The 21011-nt window shown below is 35.5% G+C and carries 14 protein-coding genes; 5 read left to right on the plus strand and 9 right to left on the minus strand.

Annotated features, from left to right (window positions below):
* Positions 1 to 872 precede the first annotated feature (872 nt).
* Complete coding sequence (locus DWB61_RS16420; RefSeq protein ID WP_125032026.1) at positions 873 to 1193, plus strand: hypothetical protein; 321 nt, start codon at positions 873 to 875, stop codon at positions 1191 to 1193.
* Positions 1194 to 1696: 503 nt separating this feature from the next.
* Here DWB61_RS16420 and ftcD read toward each other — a convergent pair.
* On the minus strand, positions 1697 to 3397 hold the full coding sequence (ftcD, locus tag DWB61_RS16425) for a glutamate formimidoyltransferase (protein ID WP_125032027.1): 1701 nt from the start codon (positions 3395 to 3397) through the stop codon (positions 1697 to 1699).
* 80 nt (positions 3398 to 3477) lie between these two features.
* Positions 3478 to 4731 carry an imidazolonepropionase gene (gene hutI / locus DWB61_RS16430; RefSeq protein WP_125032028.1) on the minus strand — a complete coding sequence of 418 codons (1254 nt, stop codon included), beginning with the start codon at positions 4729 to 4731 and terminating at the stop codon, positions 3478 to 3480.
* A gap of 495 nt (positions 4732 to 5226) precedes the next feature.
* Here hutI and DWB61_RS16435 point away from each other — a divergent pair, with 495 nt between their 5' ends.
* Positions 5227 to 6822: a YfcC family protein gene (locus DWB61_RS16435; protein ID WP_125032029.1), complete on the plus strand. Its 1596-nt coding sequence runs from the start codon at positions 5227 to 5229 to the stop codon at positions 6820 to 6822.
* Positions 6823 to 7128: 306 nt separating this feature from the next.
* Here DWB61_RS16435 and DWB61_RS16440 read toward each other — a convergent pair whose 3' ends face one another.
* The 6 genes from DWB61_RS16440 to DWB61_RS16465 all read right to left on the minus strand — a co-directional run bounded on the left by DWB61_RS16440 (position 7129) and on the right by DWB61_RS16465 (position 14723).
* Positions 7129 to 7890, minus strand: a complete 762-nt coding sequence (locus DWB61_RS16440; RefSeq protein ID WP_125032030.1) for a hypothetical protein — start codon at positions 7888 to 7890, stop codon at positions 7129 to 7131.
* Between the two features lie 107 nt (positions 7891 to 7997).
* Positions 7998 to 8513: a lipid-binding protein gene (locus DWB61_RS16445; RefSeq protein WP_125032031.1), complete on the minus strand. Its 516-nt coding sequence runs from the start codon at positions 8511 to 8513 to the stop codon at positions 7998 to 8000.
* Between the two features lie 27 nt (positions 8514 to 8540).
* Positions 8541 to 9242 (minus strand): BT_2262 family domain-containing protein, encoded by a 702-nt coding sequence (locus DWB61_RS16450; RefSeq protein ID WP_125032032.1) that lies wholly within the window; start codon positions 9240 to 9242, stop codon positions 8541 to 8543.
* Positions 9243 to 9256: 14 nt separating this feature from the next.
* On the minus strand, positions 9257 to 10759 hold the full coding sequence (locus DWB61_RS16455) for a SusD/RagB family nutrient-binding outer membrane lipoprotein (RefSeq protein WP_125032033.1): 1503 nt from the start codon (positions 10757 to 10759) through the stop codon (positions 9257 to 9259).
* A gap of 22 nt (positions 10760 to 10781) precedes the next feature.
* Complete coding sequence (locus DWB61_RS16460; protein WP_125032034.1) at positions 10782 to 13934, minus strand: SusC/RagA family TonB-linked outer membrane protein; 3153 nt, start codon at positions 13932 to 13934, stop codon at positions 10782 to 10784.
* Between the two features lie 621 nt (positions 13935 to 14555).
* Positions 14556 to 14723 carry a DUF362 domain-containing protein gene (locus DWB61_RS16465; RefSeq protein WP_125032035.1) on the minus strand — a complete coding sequence of 56 codons (168 nt, stop codon included), beginning with the start codon at positions 14721 to 14723 and terminating at the stop codon, positions 14556 to 14558.
* Positions 14724 to 14880: 157 nt separating this feature from the next.
* Between DWB61_RS16465 and zupT the strand changes: the two genes are divergently transcribed.
* Positions 14881 to 15699, plus strand: a complete 819-nt coding sequence (zupT, locus tag DWB61_RS16470; RefSeq protein WP_125032036.1) for a zinc transporter ZupT — start codon at positions 14881 to 14883, stop codon at positions 15697 to 15699.
* A 72-nt stretch (positions 15700 to 15771) separates the two neighbouring features.
* Here the strand turns inward: zupT and DWB61_RS16475 are convergent, their stop codons facing one another.
* Entirely contained in the window at positions 15772 to 16566 is a 795-nt protein-coding gene (locus DWB61_RS16475; RefSeq protein WP_125032037.1) for a C40 family peptidase, read from the minus strand.
* 222 nt (positions 16567 to 16788) lie between these two features.
* Between DWB61_RS16475 and DWB61_RS16480 the strand changes: the two genes are divergently transcribed.
* Complete coding sequence (locus tag DWB61_RS16480; protein ID WP_125032038.1) at positions 16789 to 18906, plus strand: HD family phosphohydrolase; 2118 nt, start codon at positions 16789 to 16791, stop codon at positions 18904 to 18906.
* A 234-nt stretch (positions 18907 to 19140) separates the two neighbouring features.
* On the plus strand, positions 19141 to 20790 hold the full coding sequence (locus DWB61_RS16485; protein WP_125032039.1) for a Zn-dependent hydrolase: 1650 nt from the start codon (positions 19141 to 19143) through the stop codon (positions 20788 to 20790).
* Positions 20791 to 21011: the final 221 nt, after the last annotated feature.

The raw sequence follows: 21011 nt of genomic DNA on the forward strand, positions 1-21011 counted from the left end.
ATATTAAAAGTTTTTTATGTTTTAATACCAACCCATAAAATCCACCTATATACTGACAGACAGGACATAATAAAATATCGTGGATTTCTAAATAAGCGATTCCCAGCTTCTTTATATTGAGAAAGCTTCAAACACGAGTGCAACAGGCTTTCTACCCTTTGATAAAGCTCCAAACACCAGTACGAGAAGCTTTCTCCAACCTGAGAAAGCTTCAAACACCAGTGCGAGAAGGTTTCTCAAACATGAGAAGGCTTCCCCCGCAGTGCAGGAAAGTTTCTCAAGTGTGTGGCGGTTTTAAACGATAAGAATGGTGCAAATATGATCTTGAGGGTCTCACTATTTTTGTGAGGCTCTCAATATGATAATGTAAGGGTAGTCATACCCTGACATATGCAACCTACTTAGAGACAGAGCATGACGAATTCAAGGCTGTCTTTGCGAGGACGAAGAATGAGGACGTGGCAATCTCATAATAAATGGACTGAGCATGCAGTAAGCAGATTCGCTTCTTTTGAGGGTCTCAATAGTTAGCTGCCCCAGATTTATAATCGCCTAATCTGAAAAGGGGATTATAAATCCCCAAAGCAAAACCTGCAGATAAGATATCTGCAGGAGCATGAATCCGTAGGATTCGAATGTTTATAGAAATAATGATGTGAAAAAAAATACGACTCCGAAGGAGTCGCATGCGTACAATAAGATATTGTCTATAAATATATAATCCCGATGGGATTGATACAATCGTGTACTAAAAAGACTAATATAAATTAAACCTACATTATATTTAACTAAACATTCTTTCTTCTTAATTACACATGTATCTTTAATGTACTAACTTAAAATACGCAAGTTTATAACCCAAAAATAAATTCATGAACAAATTAAAAGATTTTCTCCACAGACACCCAATGAAGGAGAAGGAATTAGGCCTAGATGAAGACCATGTAATAATAAATAAAGATCACTGGCAACAAGTTCAGACATTCTTCACAGGTGTATCCCAAATTATTAATACAGAAACAAAAGAGAAACTAAAACCTACTAAAGCTCCAGTACAGCCTAGACAAAAAGTTATCTGTCCTGAATGTGAAGGTAGAGGATATAAACAGGCTCTTAGATGTGATCGATGCTGGGGTGAAGGCAAAATACCTGAGCACAATTTACGGACTAACGAATTAAATAATAACTATTAAAATTGTGATGAGCAAAAATCACAAAAACCTAAGCTGAAATGAGGTTAGAAATCCCACCCCTGCTCCTTCAGATAATATATTTGCAGGAGCTAATTCACATTGAGGGTCTCACTCTTTTTGTGAGGCTCTCAATAAATAGTAATACTTAGTCATACCCTGATATTTACAGCTTGCCTATAGTCAGAGCATGACCGTCTAGGATTGATGCAAGGTTTGCGTTAAGGATTACTCATTCGAAAATATTTTGAATTGTATTCATGAATCGCTACGCTTATTTGCAGCGAAAACCCCACAGGATGGATTGAGGTACGAAAGGCATACGAGGAGTTGTAGCGGAAAGCCTGACCGAAGGGAACGCCCTAATTTGTTTCTTTAAACCACCTCCCCCTCACAAGTTCGGGTACTCCTCCTTGAAAATAAGGAGGAGAAAATAAAATGTTATGACATAAAAAAGCCCCGATAGTTTAGAACTATCGGGGCTAATAATATATAGTGATTCGCTATTAGATTTTAGCGTTTACCATAGCTACAATCTCGTTTTCAAGAGCTACAGCCTTGTCAACAATTGCTTGTCCTTTTGCAAGGATATCGGCAGCCCAAGCTTTGTCAGCTAAATCGGCAGCGTTAATCTTCACATTCATATAAGCACCCAATACGCCCGAACGAGCAGCTAATGCACCAACGCCAGCGTCGGTAATTGAATTCGGGTTTCCGATTTCAGCCATAGCCTTACATACATCCATACAGCCTAAGCACAATTCCATAGTTTGGAAAGGAACCATAGTCGCAAATTTAGTTGCTTCTTCCATTGCCTCAGTACGTGCAGTTTTTTCAGCATCGGTAGCTTTAGGTAAACGGATAGCATCCATAATTTTATTGAAGGCATTTGTGTCTTCGTCAACCAACCAATTTAGCTTCGTGTGGTAGAATTTACCCTTCTCAGCCCAATCAGAAAACTCTTCCCAACGCTCGTCCCATCCTGGCTTGTGAGCAGAAAGGTTAGCCACCATTGAACCCAAAGCAGCACCCATTGCACCCATATAAGCAGAGATAGATCCTCCACCTGGAGCCATAGATTCAGAAGCGGTTTCTTCAACAAAAGCCGTTAAGCTCATGTCAACCAATTTCTTTGATCCTTTTTTAGCTTCGTTCTCAAGAATATACTCAATGATTTTCTTGTCAGCATCGAATGGATAAAGCTCGTCCAATCCTAAAGATTTAACAGCAATTTTGATAATCTCACGATCGGCAATACCTGTAGAACGCTCCTGCATACGTAGATAGTGCTTACCTGCATCTAACATAGCCTGCAACGGCACAACACCAACTAACTCAGATCCTGTAACACGGATACCACGAGCTTGAGCCTTAGCACAAACTTCGTCGAAAGCTTGATGAATAGAAGTTACTGAGATATCAGTCATATTCATTGAGATTTGAGCAACGCCAAACTCCTCGATGAACCAACCAATCGCCTTAGTCGCTTTCAATGTTCCTGGCTCCATTACTGGATTTCCGTTAGCATCTGTTACGATTTTACCTGTTGATGGATTTCCTTCGCGCTTAGTACGACCTCTTTCGCGAACATCGAATGCGATTGCATTGGCACGACGAGTTGAAGTGGTGTTCAAGTTGAAGTTATATGCTACTAGGAAGTTACGTGCACTTACTGCAGTAACACCAGACTTAGCTACAGCTGGAGTAAACTCAGCAGGGCCAAAATCAGGCTTCCAACGCTCAGTTCCAATACGATCTTTAACCGCCTCGTATTCACCAGCACGACAAGTAGCCAAATTTTTACGCTCTTCGATAAGTGCTGCATTCTCGTAGCAATATACAGGAATGTTCAACTCAGTACCAATACGCTCAGCTAATTTGTGAGCATAAGCTACGGTCTCTTCCATAGTAATATTGGCAACAGGTACCAATGGACAAACGTCAGTTGCACCGAAACGTGGGTGAGCACCAGAATGCTTACTCATATCGATCAACTCAGCTGCCTTTTTGATAGCACGACAAGCGGCTTCCAAAACCTCATCAGGAGTTCCAACCATAGTTACAACCGTACGGTTAGTCGCTTTACCTGGATCAACATCAACAAGGCTTACACCTTCTACAGATTCAATTTCGTCAGTAATCTGCTTAATGATATTCATGTCGTTCCCTTCAGAGAAATTAGGAACACATTCGATTAATTGTTTCATTATATTGTAATTAGTAATTATCAATGAGCAATTAACAATTGGGGACTATTACTAATCCTTTTTTGTTAATCATTAATTATTTAAAGTATTTGTCCATTTAGGATAACTGTATCAACCAAATTACTACCATAAGCATATGGCATAAACTCAATTGAAGGAATTTCCTTAGTGATAAATACGTTGGCGATTTTACCGCGGGCAATACTTCCTACTTCGTCCTGAACACCCATAGCGTAAGCAGAGTTTATGGTTGTTGCGTTAATCGCTTCCTGTGGTAACATCTTGTAATTAATACAAGCCAACGACAAAATAAATTTCATATTACCTGATGGTGACGAGCCTGGGTTAAAGTCAGACGCTAAAGCCACGGGTAAACCAGCATCCATCATTTTACGAACTGGTGAACACACCATATTTAGAAAGAAAGCTGCACCTGGTAATACAGTTGGCATAGTCTCCGATCCTTTTAAAGCTTCAATTTCAGCATCGCCTACAAACTCAAGATGGTCCACTGAAAGCGCATTATATTTTACGCCAACTTGAATACCGCCTGAGTAATCCAACTCATTCGCATGAATTTTTGGACGCATACCGTGTTTCATACCGGCATTCAAAATACGGTCAGTCTCTTCAACCGTAAAGAATCCTTTATCGCAGAATACATCGATATAATCTGCCAAATCTTCAGCAGCAACCATAGGAATCATTTCGCTGATCACCATATCGACATACTCAGCCTGACGGCCTTTGTAATCAGCAGGAACAGCGTGAGCACCCAAGAAGCTTGATTTAATTATAAGCGGCGTTGTTTCCTTTAATCGCTTGATGACACGAAGCATTTTCAATTCATCTTCAAGGGTTAAACCGTATCCTGACTTAATCTCAACAGCTCCAGTCCCCATTCCAATAATCTCGTGAAGTCGCTCCATTGCAGATTCATAAAGCTCATCTTCAGTCGCCTCGTGCATACGCTGAGCAGAATTCAAAATTCCACCACCACGCTTAGCAATCTCTTCGTATGAAAGACCTTTGATTTTATCGGTATACTCAATTTCACGAGACCCGGCATAAACCAAGTGTGTATGTGAATCGCAGAAAGATGGGAAAACCATACGGCCTGTTGCATCAATTTCTTGCATCATATCAGTACCTTCCACCTCATCAAAATTTGGCAAAGCAGACATAGCACCAAAGTCTTCAATCTTACCTTCGTCAATTAATAAAAAAGCATCATTAATACAGTTTAGCTTAGCCATATCAGCACCAGCGACCCACTTTCTTGGTTCATCTTCAACCTGAACCAATTGTTTTATATTCTTAATAAGTAATTTCATCTTATCGTATTCAATTAATAACTAATGATTATCAATTCATTCACTGGTGTAATGAATTGATAATTGTTAATTTAACTACTTTGCGAAAGTAGGAAAAAGGATACAATATTACACTCAAATACAATTAAAAATCATGAGAATGCAAACCTTTTCGATAACATACAAAAGCCAGCTGATTATCTACTCAATATTGGCTGTATTCTATGGAATGTTTTTATTTTTACGGTTCGAAAATATGACGATGCGAGAACGAAGAGTTTAGATACGAAAACGAAGTATAAAAACCCATATTCCATTTCGGATTCTAAAAAAAAGAACTAACGCCATCCTTTAGGATGGTGTGCTAAAAAGATATGCAAGTGGGCTTTAGCCATACAGCTTTGAGTTTATATATAAAGAATATTGTGGGCTAAAAGCCCATTATTACCATACACATACCCCAGCATTTATGATGGGGTTAATTAAAACTTCTAAAATTAATTATATATCATAACTATGTTTAAAAAAGTACCTCACACCTACGTTATTGTATTTGCAATAGTGATTCTCTCTGCCATCTTAACCTGGATTATTCCAGGTGGCGAATACGACCGAACTGTTGTAAATGTTAACGGCACCGACCGTTCGGTTATCATTCAAGACTCATACCATCAGGTGGATAACAGTGGACAAAGCTGGGAAGTTTTCTCTTCATTTTTCAAGGGCTTTGTCGATAAAGCGGATATCATCATGTTTATTCTGATTATTGGTGGTGCCTTTTGGATTATGAATGCCAGTAAGTCGATTGATGTGGGGATCTATTCCTTTTTGGAGTTCACTAAGAAACTCGAAAAAAACAAGTTTATTCGAAAGATAGGTGTCAACAATATTATTCTGACTCTAATCATGCTCATATTCTCCGTCTTTGGAGCCACTTTTGGGATGAGTGAGGAAACCATAGCCTTTACCATTATTTTTGTGCCAATGGCTATTAAGATGGGATACGATTCCATTGTAGGTGTTGCAATCTGTTTTGTTGCAGCTGGTTTAGGTTTTGCAGGAGCATTATTGAATCCATTTACCATTGGTATTGCACAGGGGTTATCCAATCTTCCACTATTCTCAGGTATCGAGTACCGTCTGTTTTGTTGGTTTGTAATTAATATTATTGGCTTCACATTTATCTTGCGCTATGCGGCTAAGGTTCGCAGAAACCCTGAAAGTTCTTTAGTTTACACCGACGATAGCTTCTGGAGAAAACACCACAGCTCAGATGTTGAAAATATTGAATACCATACACCTGCTTCAGCTTGGGTGACTTATATTATTCTTCTTGTTGGTATGATTGGGTTCTCATTTTATTACCCACAAAGCACATTAAAAATTGGTAATTCGGAAATGACGACTTACGTTCTTCCTTTTGTTACAGCCTTATTTGCCATTTTTGGATTGGTTTCATTACGTAAATCAGTTCACTTCTTTATACTCAACCTTCTTCTATTCACCATTATCTATCTAATTGTTGGTGTTATGGGGTACGGTTGGTATATCATGGAAATTTCTACCCTGTTCTTTGCAATGGGTATTTTCTCAGGTATTGCTTATAGTAAATCGGCTAACGATATCACAAAATTATTCCTCGAAGGTGTTAGTGATATTCTATCTGCAGCACTTATTGTTGGTTTAGCAGGCGGTATCCTAATTGTACTTGAAGAAGGTCAAATCATTGACTCTATCCTATTCTACATTTCTAAGTCGATGAACGATTTTGGTAAGATTGCCTCGGTGGGTATGATGTACTTTATCCAAAATGTGATTAATGTGATTATTCCATCTGGTTCGGCTAAGGCCGCTCTAACGATGCCAATGATGTCACAGTTTTCTGATTTAATTGGTGTATCGCGTCAGGCTACTGTTATGGCTTTCCAATTTGGAGATGGGTTTACCAATATGATTACACCAACCTCAGGTGTTTTAATTGGGGTACTTGGTGTTGCAAAAATCCCTTACGACAAGTGGGTGAAATGGATTGGTGGATTTATGGTCATTCTTCTATTACTAGGATTCTTACTTCTGATTCCAACAGTAACTATGGAGTTGAATGGCTTTTAATTAAGGATTCTAAACGAATTTTAAAAGACGAAACGGGATGTATTTCCGTTTCGTCTTTTTAATATCAAAATTTTTATAAAATAAATATTGGTTCATACTTTATTATTCATACAAAAGGTAATGAGGTCTTCAAGGATTAGAAATAGAAACTAAATTGTTTTTTACACCATATTTTCAATTACGTTCATGGGTAAATATTATTGCATTACAACTTTGTTAATAAAAGTCTTTCTCGTCACCTCAAATTTACTCCAAATTAAGCTGACAAGACTCAACAGCTTAACGGATAGAAATACCGAAAGAAAATTAAATATTTAATTTCTCTTCATTTATAAATTTCACCAATTCTATAAGAAATGCTTTATTTTTTGGTTTCACTTTTTTCTGACTAAAAAACTGTTCTATTTTCTTATTCTTCCTAAATTGTTTCTTGAACTTAGCTTTACTCTTCTCAAGCTTTATAAGATTTTCATCAACAAACAAATAGAAAAATTCTTGCTGAATAATCTTATCATCCCTACTTCCTGAATTGGTGATGATATTAAAATCAGCACGCTCAACCTTAACTTTGGGCTGGCATAGCAAAGAGTATTTATCATCTACTATGATTTGATAAAAACCACTAGTAGGTGACTTCACAATATTTTCAGTAACAAAAACCATAGCTGTTTCTTTGAAGAAGAGACTCTTAATACGATAAGTTGGCAATACCAAAGTATCTTTCTTCGTTTTTATTTCTAATACATTATTACGTAAATCTATTCTGGTGTTTATATCACACAAAACAAGGCTATCATTTATTAAATAGATGTCAGTACCTGCCCAATCATCATCCAAATAAAAAGAACCCAAGAGCTGCTTTTGGTAGGCTATTTCATTAATTTTTGAAGTTTTACTTACACCTCTGGAAAAAGGGGCAGCAGATGTTCCACCTACAACAATAACCTTTTCTTGAGCAGAAAGGGATAAAGCAGATATAAAGAAAGTAAGAATCAGAAAAACTCTATAAATAAGTAAAGTTGATTTTGACAATTGATAACACTCTTCTAAAATAGGCTCTGTTTTCATCACGATTGATTTAAATAAAAAACACACCTTAAGTTAATCAGAATAATCATATAAGAAAAGAGCTGAATTCGAAAATTCAACTCTCTAATTAAAAGGACATTATAATACTATTCGTGCTCATCTTCTAAGAAACCAGTACGTCTTACTCCTGCAACTATACGAGTTACAGGATCGGGATTTCCATCACCATCAACTTCGTTATACGTAATCTCAAAGTAAATACTATCCGTAACATTACCTGCGGCTGTGGTTCCTGCACCAGGAAGGACCTTACCATTTACAACATCAACAGTAATCCCATAGTACAATTCAGCAGCACCTGTGGCAGAAAAAGTATTATTTTCAGTATTACAATCAAGAACACTCTTAAGTCCCCAGTAATTCTCTTCATCATCAATCCACATCTGCGTACCGTTATCTGTAGCAGTGTTAAATGTTGATATTTTAGAATTAACTGCTCTTACAACACCAGCAGTGGTAGTGTAAGTTACGTACCATTCACCTGCTAGCATTTCGCCAACAGAGGTATACTCTGTCTTGTAGTCCTCAATGGTGTCGTTAGGATCACAAGCACCAAGAGCTACAAGCATAGCTAATAAAATATAAATATATCTTAGTTTCATAAATTTAATTTTTAAATGAATTAACTTCTATCCTTTTGTTAAAGTAATAGCAAAATCGTAGTGACCTAACCACATGAAATTGTAAGTGAATACATCTGTTGCAACATCATAATTCCAATTAATCACCTCATCTGCAGGATCTCCCCAAGGATTTGAAGATTCAATATGACGAAATTCTGTTGGTGAAACCATTTCAAAATAGCCTGTAAATGCATAACCAGCACCGTAACCATATCCAACATTATAAAATCCTGCAATCCAATCGCTGATATAGAATAAACCAGGAACAGAAGTCGCAGAAATTACAACCTCGTTACCAGCAAAGCTACGAGTTGCGTTATTATTTGTATCTAATCTAAATACATCTCCTGAATAAGTCCCTGAAATATCTGTAGCAGATAAACCAGCTGAATAAACAACAACTTTTCTACTTACAGAACCTGCATATCCATCCGAATTTACAGCTGAATAAGTAAGTGTATAACTACCAATATTGTCTATATCAGGAGTTGTTGCAACTACACCATCAGTGACATCTACACCTGCTTCAGTAGCGGAGAAACCTGGATCAACCCAAGGAGTACCCTTTTGATGAAACACAACGTCATCACCATCCAACACAATAGTCACATAAGACGTTAGTGTTGATACATCTTCTGATTCTTTATCACATGAAACTACTCCAAAAAATAAAGTCAGAAGAAAACTATATAATAATATTTTTTTCATAATTGTATCTTTTATTATTTAGCCCACCAAACTTTTTCAGTTACAGCAACTTTTGCAGGCGTATTAGGATTACGGTTAATCTCAATATCAGGAAATACTAAACGCTTAGGAAAAAGACCTCCAGTAACACCTTCCAAAGAATAAGTGAATTGTCCAGCAACATAAGTTGGATCTGATCCTGGAACAGTGCTCACTTGAGGATAACCTGTTCTGTTTTGTTCAAAGAAAGACTCTAAAGAGTGAGAACCAACACATGAAACCCATTTTTGAACAATAATGGCTTCAATCTTATTCTCAAGACTTCCTCCAGACGGGTACTCATACTTACCACCAGCGGCAATAAAAGGAGCGGCATCTAAATTATACTCATTATACTGAGCATCGAAAGCAAATTGTTCAAATGCAGCGGTTACACCAGCATCATACATAGCTTTAGCATCACCAGTTACACCAAAACGCTCGATAGCTTCAGCTTGCATAAAGTAAGATTCTGCAGCAGAAATAAAACGAACAGGCTCAATAGGAGATTGTTTGGCTACTGAAGGTTGATCAGGATCAATTGCAGTAGAAGAAGCATTAAACTGACCTTGGTACATAGCAAACTGTCCACCCGAACCTGGTTTATAAATCGCATCAAGTCTGGTATCACTATTTGATAATAAGTAAGACATTAATGTATTACTTGCTCTTAAGTTTGTTGCTACATTCAACTGACGGAAGTTATACTCAAAGAAAGGATTACTCTTATCAGGAGCGTCTTCAAACTGAGTCATAGCAGCATCTTCTCCTAAAAATCCAATACCATTAGCAAAAACAGATTCAACACCAGCTTGCGCAGCTGAAGGATCAGCATTTATCATTCTTAAATACAACTTTAATTTCAATGTATTGGCAAATTGCTTCCACTTTGTAGCATCGCCTTCAAATAAGAAATCTTTTTTACCAGGTACTGTATTGGTTGCGGCACTAAAATCTTTAATTAAAGCAGTATCGATAGAAGCAATTAATTTAGTGTAGATATCTTTTCCATCTTCATAAACTGGTGCCAAATTAGCATCACCTAGGAAAGCTTCATCATAGGGTAGCTTATCATATAAGTCAACCATCACCTGATAATTATAAGCTTTCATAACAGTTCCCATCAGATAATAAATCCAATTCTCTGTTTCTTCAGATTTATCAATTACAAACGTGTAATCGTTCAAAGCACCTGAGAACATTTCAGAAAATGCACCATTATAACTACTAGATGTAATATTATACTGATCGACTGATTTATATTGATTCGCAGCATTAGATTGTGTCCAATGTTGAGACCACATGCCACCAAGAACTGCATATTCGCCTCCTAAACGCCCAGCGCTAGAAGCAACAGCTGAAGGAAAAATTAATTCTGGAGTTCCAACTTCTGAAGGTGGATTATTGGGATCAATATTCACTTCCAAAAAATCCTTTTCACAGCCCCACAATGTAATAAACATTGCCAGACCTAAAATATATATTGATATTTTTCTCATTTTACAAGTTTTTATTGGTTAATTAAAATGCAGCCTTTAGAGACATACCGAATGTTCTCACAGATGGTCCACCAGCAAATTCACCAAACTCACTTCGTAAATCATTTCCGTAAGTTGATCCTTCAGGATCGATGAAGTTATTCTCCTTAGGAGTCCAAATAAACAAGTTACGTCCGTAAGCTGTTAATGATAACTGAGAGAATGGAGTTTTGTTCAACATATTCTCAGGAAAATTATAAGACAATGTCAAATCTCTCATTTTCACATATGTTTTATCTAAAACGTGCTCGCGAGAAATCATCTTATTATTAGTTTGATTCCAATATTCATTAATTCTTTGCTTACCAACTGCAGTAGTATTTGCAGAGTAAGTTCCATCTGAATTTAAATTCACAGAACCTGGTACAATAAATGGATTACGTCCATTATAAGTTGTCTTCGTTGCATTACCCACAAAGTAATTCAAACGAGCGGTATAAGAATACATCAAACCACCTTGACGGTAATCAAAAGAGAATCCTAAATTCCAGTTCTTATATTTGAAATTATTTGTAAGACCCATTTGGAAATCACTTTCAGCATTTCCATAAACTTCTTTTTCACCTTCCAATGGAATACCAGTATCAGCAGACACAACAATATTTCCATTAGGATCTCTTAAAGCAGCATGACCTTTAAATACACCAATTGGCTGACCAACAACTGCATTAAATTCAATACCATAAGCAGAATAAATTTCATACTTATCAAGTCCATCAGGTAATTCAAGAACCTTATTTCTATTATTTGAGAAAGTCCAGTTTAAATCCCAAGTGAAATCCGAAGTTTTAATAGGAACTAAACCTACTTGAAGCTCAATACCTTTATTCTCAACCTTACCAAAATTCACAACTTTAGATGTAAAACCGGAAGTTGAAGCAATATCTACAGGAAGAATCTGTCCATCAGTCTCTTTACTATAGTAAGCAAAATCAAGACTAACACGACTCTCGAAGAAACGAGCATCAACACCAAATTCCCACTCAGTTGTAATCTCAGGCTCAAGAACTGAATTTCCTAACTGATTAGAAATTTCAAAACCAGATACTCCTTTTAAAGGAAATACCAAGCTACCGAATCCACCAGAAATATTACCAGCGACAAGAGTGTTAAAAATATTGTAAGGATCTGCATCGTTACCTGTCTTACCCCAAGAACCTCTAATCTTAGCAAAAGTTATTGTTTTAGACTTTAATGATTCTACAGCATCAGTTAAGATAAAACCTATACTAACACCTGGGTAGAAGAATGAATTATCTTTAGAAGGTAAAGTAGAAGACCAGTCATTTCTGGCAACTAATGCCAAGAATAAGTAATTTCTAAAAGCAAGGTCAGCTTGTGCATAAACACCATACAAACGCTTCTTCTGATAATAAGTATCAGTTGTTGCTGGGTTTGGACTATTCGATAATGAGTAGAAATTAGGGATGGTCAACTCTTCTACAGAACTTGATTGACGTCTGTAATTACTTTGAGTTACATTCCAACCTGCAAGTGCATTCAAATTAAAATCTTCATTAAGATCTTTCTTAAATTTCACAATCAAGTCAGTATTAATCTCTCTGGAATGTCTTGATTCTTCAAGAACACCACCTACATCAGGAGTACGACTAAAGTTAGGACTTCCTGCTTTGGGACGACCAATTGCCTGCCAATCCTTTAGATATGAATTTGTTACATCAGTACCAATTCTAGCAGTTGCAGATAACTCATTGGTGAAATCATAATCTAAAGAAATATTACCGTAAATTCTATCTGAAGTAAAGTCGTTACCATTCTCGTTTAATACGAAATAAGGATTCTGTGCATATGGTGTATAAAAATTATCAACATTGTAAAACTTATTATTATAGTCTTTCATATCAACAATACTCATATCACGAGGCGTTTGAATAATCTCTTGGAATAGTGTTGCACCAGTACTTGATCCTTGTCCTGTTGCTACTGCCTTAGCTTTCTTACGAACATAATTCATAGACGTTGTAGCCGTAAACTTATCAAAATTCGTAGAACCATTAAAGTTGATTGCATTTCTCTTATATGAGTCTGCATCTGTAGGAACGATACCATCAGCATCTACATTGTTAAAAGAAAGAAAGTAAGTTGCCTTGTCTGTACCACCACTAATAGACATAGAATGATTCATAGTAGTACCTAGATCATAAAAGTCTTTTAGGTTATCTTTTTGAGCTTTAAAAGGCTTTAATAATTGTTGGTTATCAACAATATTACCCCACTGACGAATGGCTCCATCTAATCTAGGTCCCCAAGACCCATTTTCATTTGAAGCGTAATGTCCACTCCAACCTTGTCCGAATTCGTTCTGTAACTCTGGCAATCTCAAAGGAGTACTCAAGTCGAATGAACCTGAATAATTTACTTTTAATTTACCAGCTTTACCAGACTTAGTTGTAATCATGATTACACCGTTCGCAGCTCTAGAACCATAAAGGGCAGTTGCCGAGGCACCTTTCAAAATGGTTACAGACTCAATATTATCCGGATTAATATCATTCGCATTATTACCAAAGTCTGTCGAACGAGTTGACCCCGTAGCTCCTACCATTCTATTATCAACAGGCGTACCGTCAACAACATATAATGGTTGATTACCACCAGTTAATGAAGAATAACCACGCAAGATAACTTTAGTAGACGCTCCAGGAGAACCAGAAGCGGAAGAAATATTAACACCAGCGACTTTACCTTGAATACCACCAAGAGCATTCATTGGAGCTGCCTTTGTTAAATTTTCACTATTCACAGATGTTGCTGCATATCCCAAACTTTTTTGAGACCTTGAAACACCTATTGCAGTTACAACAACCTCATCCATTCCTATAGACTGTGTTTCCATAACAATGTTAATTACAGCTTGGCTACCAACAGGAATCTCCTGCGCAACCATACCCACGAAACTAAACACCAGTATATCTGAAGCTTGAGCTTCCAGAGTATACTTTCCATCAATATCGGTACTAGCACCGACTGTTGTTCCTTTAATGACAACAGATACTCCAGGCATTCCCAGTCCGTCATCTGCACTGGTTACAGTACCAGTGATTTGCTTTGTTTGTGCATTAACAACTTGAATTATTAAGAGGAAAGCACAAACAAGAAAGGTCAGTTTTTTCATAGATTAATTTTTTAGTTAATTATAAACTTGTGGTCAACAAGCACATAAATTAACAAATAAAATCATCTTTTAAAAACTTTTAACATTAAACAAGAGACTAAAAACCAGGCAATTACACATATTAAAAATACATGTTCACTTCATTATAATTAAATATGTTTTATATTATTATGATCCATAACTACATGTTAAGATAAATGGATCCCAATATCATTCTATATCATTTACCAAAATTATTCCTTTAAATACAGGCATCACCAACAACTAAGATCATGACAATTAAAATAAATTACTTTACAATCTTAAATATATCATATTAAACTTTATCATACACAGCTCGTAATCAGAAGACTAAATACCCTGAGATAAATAAAATTTGATTTTTCAAGTTTTTTTTCCTCTCATTTAAGAATAAGACAATCTTAAACAATACAAATACTTAACACCCATATAATCAAGATATCAAACAGAAGTATTATTTAATGTCAATATCAGCTTATTATAAAGATTTTAGATATTTAATTCAAAAAATAGATATACAAATATTCAGGAGAAATTAGCGAGCAAAAAAAAGAGGATATTCAATTACAAATATCCCCTGTTATACTTTATGAAAAAAAATCAGATCTCAGAAATAGCATCAACTGGACAAACATCGGCACAAGCAGCGCAATCAATACAATCATCTGCATTGACAATAAATATATCTCCAGCCGAAATCGCATCAACTGGGCATTCATTCATACAAGAACCACAAGCAATACATTCATTGGAAATAAAAAAAGTCATAGTAGGATCATTAAATTAAACGTTCGTCGATAATTATAGTAAATTTAAAACATGATTCTTTCTTTTACAAAAAAATCTAGACTGCTTATTAAGATTTATTCTATATAATATTATCTTTGCATCTCAAGAAACTATAAAACGAAACAAAACAATCTATATGGAATTTGATTATTCAACACTAGCCTTTGCATTCGGACTAACTCTTTTTGCAGGTTTATCTACTGGAATTGGTAGTGCTATTGCTTTTTTTGCAAAGCGAACAAACACCAAGTTTTTATCTTTATCTCTCGGTTTTTCTGCTGGGGTTATGATCTATGTTTCTTTTGTAGAAATTCTACAAAAGGCAAAAGATGCTCTTGTTAGTGCACATGGCGAAGTAAATGGAACAATTTACACCGTTCTATCCTTTTTTGGAGGAATCCTTTTTATAGCCATAATCGATAAATTAATTCCCTCCTATGAAAATCCTCACGAGGTAAAGAAAATTGAAGATCTTGATGAGAAAAAAGCAAAAGATAAAAAGTTGATGAGAATGGGAATGTTTTCAGCATTAGCTATTGGCATTCATAATTTTCCTGAAGGTTTGGCGACATTTGCCGCAGCCTTAGCCGACCCAACTATAGCCATTCCTATTGCAGTGGCTATCGCTATTCACAATATTCCAGAAGGAATCGCAGTCTCTGTCCCGATATTCTATGCAACAGGTAGTCGAAAAAAAGCATTTTTATATTCCTTTCTCTCTGGATTAGCTGAACCTGTTGGAGCACTAATCGGTTTTGTACTGATTTATTCCTTTCTTGGATTAAACGATACGATTTTTGGAAGCTTGTTTGGTGGTGTTGCGGGTATTATGGTTTTTATTTCGCTTGACGAACTTCTGCCAACAGCTGAAGAATATGGCGAACACCATATTGCTATTTACGGTCTGATAGCTGGAATGGCTGTAATGGCTGCCAGCTTATTACTTTTTCTATAAGCCCTTTATTAACCAAACTATAATGCCACTATTCATCGAGTAGTGGCATTATAAGTATATCATATAGTCGGATTAAGGAATAATCCTTTTTATCACTCTAAGTTTATGTGAATATTGCTTAGTATCCACATTAAAAATCCCAAGATGATCCACATTATCAATTCTAACTTTTCCAGAAGCATGAATGATTTTGTGCCGATCCCAAATAATGCCTACATGAGTAATAACACCCGCCTCATTATCGAAAAAGGCTAAATCTCCAGGTAAGGCTTCTTCTACAAAAGTCAAAACCTCCCCTTCCTTTACCTGTTGACTCGCATCACGAGGCAAACAAATCCCATTAAGTTTATATACGATTTGACTTAAACCAGAACAATCAATCCCATAAGGTGTTCTCCCACCCCATAAATAAGGTGCGTTAAAATACTTCAAAGCAGATTCAATAAGAGAATCTCTTAGTTCTTCAGGCTTTTTACCATTAGATGATACAACTCCTTGATAATGGTAAAGCTTATCAGCCAGTACGAAGGTCTTCTTAGCCAAATCACAAAAAGGAAATGAACTACCTGGAACAATTAGTTTATTGGAATAATCTTCTTCTTGAAAAACTAAATTGAACGTATCGTTAGCAACAACAGGGAAATCTTTGTTCAATTTATTAAAAAGTTCTTCGTCAATACGAGTAATCATTTTTGTATCAACCCAACCCTCATAATTGTCAAAAGCTAAGCTTACCTTCGACCACTTCTCAGTAGATTCTATTATTTCAAAATGCTCACCAAAAAGAACTTGACTAACCATCTCACTTTTTTCGGTTGGTTCTCTTCGAACAGGAATAATACTTAAATCAGAAATGCCATAAGTCATTTACAATACAAGTTTTAGGAACAGATTTATACTAATTTAATTTTATTGAACGTAACTGTATCAAATATATAAATAAATCAAATCAATCTCCCCTTTTTTATCTTAAGCTTAATATTAATGCAAAAAGAATCATCTTCTCCTTATTTTAAAGGATAATGATTACTTTTATCTGAACATTTTGATTATAACTGAAGGTTAAAGACAGACTCCAATCTATAAAATATGAAAAAATACATTCGCTGGATTCGACAGAATATCAATGCTATATATCGAGTTTTACTTTTCATTTTCGCTTTAGGTGTTCTATCTATAATATATCCTAATATTGGTAATTTTAGATACGAGTATCAGAAGGGAAAACCATGGATGCACGAAACACTTATAGCTCCTTTCGATTTTGCTATTCATAAAACTGAGGCGGAACTAAATGAAAATAAAGATAGTCTTCTGGCGAACTATTATCCTTATTACCAATACAAGCCAGAGGTTCTAGAAGAAATTAAGAATCAGTTTAATTCCAATTTTGAAAAGAAATGGAACACTTATATTAAGACTGAAAATTTTAAAAAATTAAACTATAAAAAAAACAAAGTCGCAATAGAAAAAAAACGTCTTCTACTATACTTTCATGACATTATATCAGGAATTTATGAAATTGGAATTATAGAAGATTCAAATACTAAAAATCAATTACCTGAGAAAATAAACCGTTCTTCAAATAATGTAAGCGAGAAGGTTGAAACCAAAAGTCTTTATACTTCTAAAATTGCCTATGAGTATATAAGTCAAAGCATAAAAAATGACTTCAAAAATCAGAGCTATCATATCTTTTTTCAAAACTTAAACTTAGACACATACCTAACACCTAATCTTCTATATAATGAAGATATGTCTGAGAAGGTTAAAAACAGTATGCTCAGCAATATTTCACTAACAAAAGGTTTGGTGAAATCTGGTACGCGTATCGCCCTAATAGGTGATATTATTGATGATGATACATTCAGGATTCTTGAATCATTAAAACGAGAATATGAAAGTATATTGGGGTCCTCTCAAAGTCACTACCTTATTATGGGGGGGCAAAGCTTACTCATATTGGCTTGTCTTGTTTTGTTGTTTTTATATCTTCGAAATTTCCGAACGCAAATCCTCGAAGACAATAAAAAGCTTCTTTTTATATTACTTCTAATCATTCTTTTTGTAGGGCTTTCAAGCTTACTTATTAAGTTTCCAAAATTCAACATTTATATTATTCCATTTGTACTAATTCCCATTGTACTTAGAACTCTTCTCGATTCTCGATCAGCCTTATTTATTTTTATTATATCTCTGTTATTGTGTGGTTTTTTGGCACCTAATAGCTTTGAATTCCTATTCTTGCAACTATCAGCAGGGATTATGTCAATATATTCTTTACCGCAGCTTGAAAGAAGAGGCCAACTCGTTATTACAGCCATTATAACTTTCTTCACATATAGTATTGTCTACTTCGCATTTGCTATTACACAAGAGGGTAGCATTCAGGAAATTGAATGGAAGAATTTCTTATGGTTTGCTATAAATGGTTTGCTACTCACTTTCTCATATTCTCTTATTTATATCTTCGAAAAACTATTTGGTTTCATCTCCGATGTAACTCTTATTGAGCTATCCAATCAAAATCACCCAGTTTTACGACAACTCATTCAGCATTCACCGGGCACATTTCAGCATTCCTTAACAGTAGCAAATTTAGCCGAAGCTGCAATTAACGAAATCGGTGGCAACCCACTTTTAGTAAGGACAGGTGCTCTTTATCATGATATTGGGAAAATGAAAAATCCTATATATTTCATTGAGAATCAAATGTCCAATAGAAACCCCCATGATAATCTGGAATTTGATAAATCAGCACAAATTATTACAGATCATGTGAAGTATGGTGTTAAGATTGCTAAGAAACACAAACTACCTCAACAAATTATCGATTTTATTCAAACCCATCATGGAGCAGGACGAGTTCAATATTTCTACACTTCATTCAAAAATAAATATCCTGATAAAGAAATTGATGAAGAAAAATTCACCTATCCTGGACCTGATCCATTTTCAAAAGAAACCGCTGTTCTAATGATGGCCGATTCAGTTGAAGCTGCATCCAGGAGTTTAAAAGAAAAAACACCCGAGGCTATTGAAAACCTTGTGATTAACCTGATTAATAAACAGATTGCTGAAAATCGATTTGAAATGGCAGATATCAGTTTTAAAAATATCCATCAAGTCAAGCATATATTCACTCAGATGCTTATTAATATTTATCATGCACGAATAGAGTATCCTGAAGAGATAAAACGAGATTAATAATAAAAACTTGACTGAATTATACCAGTCAAGTTTTTTTTTGCCTTTATCTAACATTAAAATAAATATCTCGATACATTCTTTTATCTATTGCTTAAAGATGAGCTAGGAAATTTTCTTGTAATTAATCGAAACAATCCTTAACTTAGAAATTAAACAATTCATTATTATTTGTTTGCACAGAATAATTGCTAACATATTCCAATTAATATCTAACGCCAAACACCCTCGATTATGAAACGTTACAACCTTTTTTCCCTATGCATTCTGCTGGTTCTCTTTTCTATTACAGCCTGCCAACCTAATAAAAAAGAGGTTCAAACCACAAAAGACACCGTAATGCAACGCAAGCTTGCAAATTATGCAAAAGTAAAGCTCAGTGCTGATTTAAGCAGCCTATCAGAAGGTCATGCCAAACTATTCTCACACCTTTTAAAAGCAGCTGATGCGATTGATGAGCTATATTGGTTACAAGCTTATGGTGATAAAAATGAACTTTTAAATAAAATGGGAGACGATCCAGATATTAAAGCTTACGCAATGATTAACTATGGCCCTTGGGATAGGCTCGATGGTAATGCTCCTTTTACAGATGACTATCCTCCCCGTCCTCTTGGTGTAGGTTTTTTCCCAAATGATATGAATCAAAATGATTTTTTTGCCATCCCTGGGAATGATAAATTTGAACCATTCACAATTGTAAAAAAAGACAATAAAGGAGAATTAAAAGTTTTGCCATATCACATTGCATATAAAACTCAAATTGACAAAGCCGTTGAGCACATGAGAAAAGGTGCGGAATCATGCGATTGTGAAGACTTCAAGGCATATTTATTACAACGAGCTGAAGATTTATTAATTGATAATTTTAAAAAAAGTGATGCTCTTTGGTTGAACTTAAAGGATAATAAAATTGATTTTATTGCTGGTCCAATTGAAAACTTAGAAGATCATTTAATTTGGACAAAATACTCTTATGGAGCCTTTATTTTATTAAGGAATGTAGAATGGACTGAGAATGTTAAGAAATTCGCCTTACTTCTTCCCTACCTACAAAAGAACTTACCTGTTGACGAAAAATATAAGTCTGAAGCACCTGAAGCAACATCTGATATAGTCATTTACGATGTCCTTTATAATTCGGGCTATTGTAATGCCGGTAATAAACTAATCGGCTTAAACCTTCCAATAGGAACAGAACAAGTTGTTTCAAATTCGAGAAAGGTGCACTTCAAAAATGTAATGGAGGCTAAGTTTCAACAAATTCTTCAACCAATTACCAATCTCGTTATCGACGAAAAACAAAGAAAGCATGTAAAATTTACCTCTTTCTTCCAGAATACAATTTTTTATGAGATTAGTAATAGTCTTGGGATTTCGCAAACAATAAACAATAAAGGAAGCGTAAAGGATGCACTAAAAGAACATCATGCAATAATTCGTGAACTAAAGAATGATGTTTTAAGAATGTTCTTCATAACCAAACTTCACGAAATGAACGAACTAAAAGACGTCGATTTAATGGATAATTATGTGACTCACATGGCAGATGTATTCCGTTCTATCCGATTTGGTGTAACCGATGCTCAAGGTGTAGCCAATATGATTCGTTTTAATTATTTCAATGAACACGAAGCTTTCAAATATGACTCTAAAACAGGCACATACAAAATCAACGATTATAAAATGAAGAAAGCAGTTGAGTCTCTTTCCAAATTGGTTTTAGAAATTCAAGGTAATGGTGATTATGACATGGCTGCAGAAATCATTCGCGATAAAGGTTATATTCATAATGAACTGTTGAATGACCTGTATCGCATTCAGCGAGCTAAAATTCCTAAGGATGTCGTTTACGATCAAGGTGATCAACTTGCTATGAAATAGAACTGAGTTGTTCAAAATCGAGTAGGTAGGGGGATTACTCCCCCGCTCTCTCACACCACCGTGCGTACTCTCGTACACGGCGGTTTCGAATAATGTTTGAACTGTTTATAGATAACTGACATATTATATAATCCTAAATCTATGAACCATTGTAGATTCATAGCCTGATGAGCTTGAGGACAACCTGATAATCGCCACCATCCTTTTCCTGATAGGGCTAA

The sequence above is a fragment of the Ancylomarina euxina genome (assembly GCF_003863355.1).
Taxonomy (GTDB): Bacteria; Bacteroidota; Bacteroidia; order Bacteroidales; family Marinifilaceae; genus Ancylomarina; species Ancylomarina euxinus.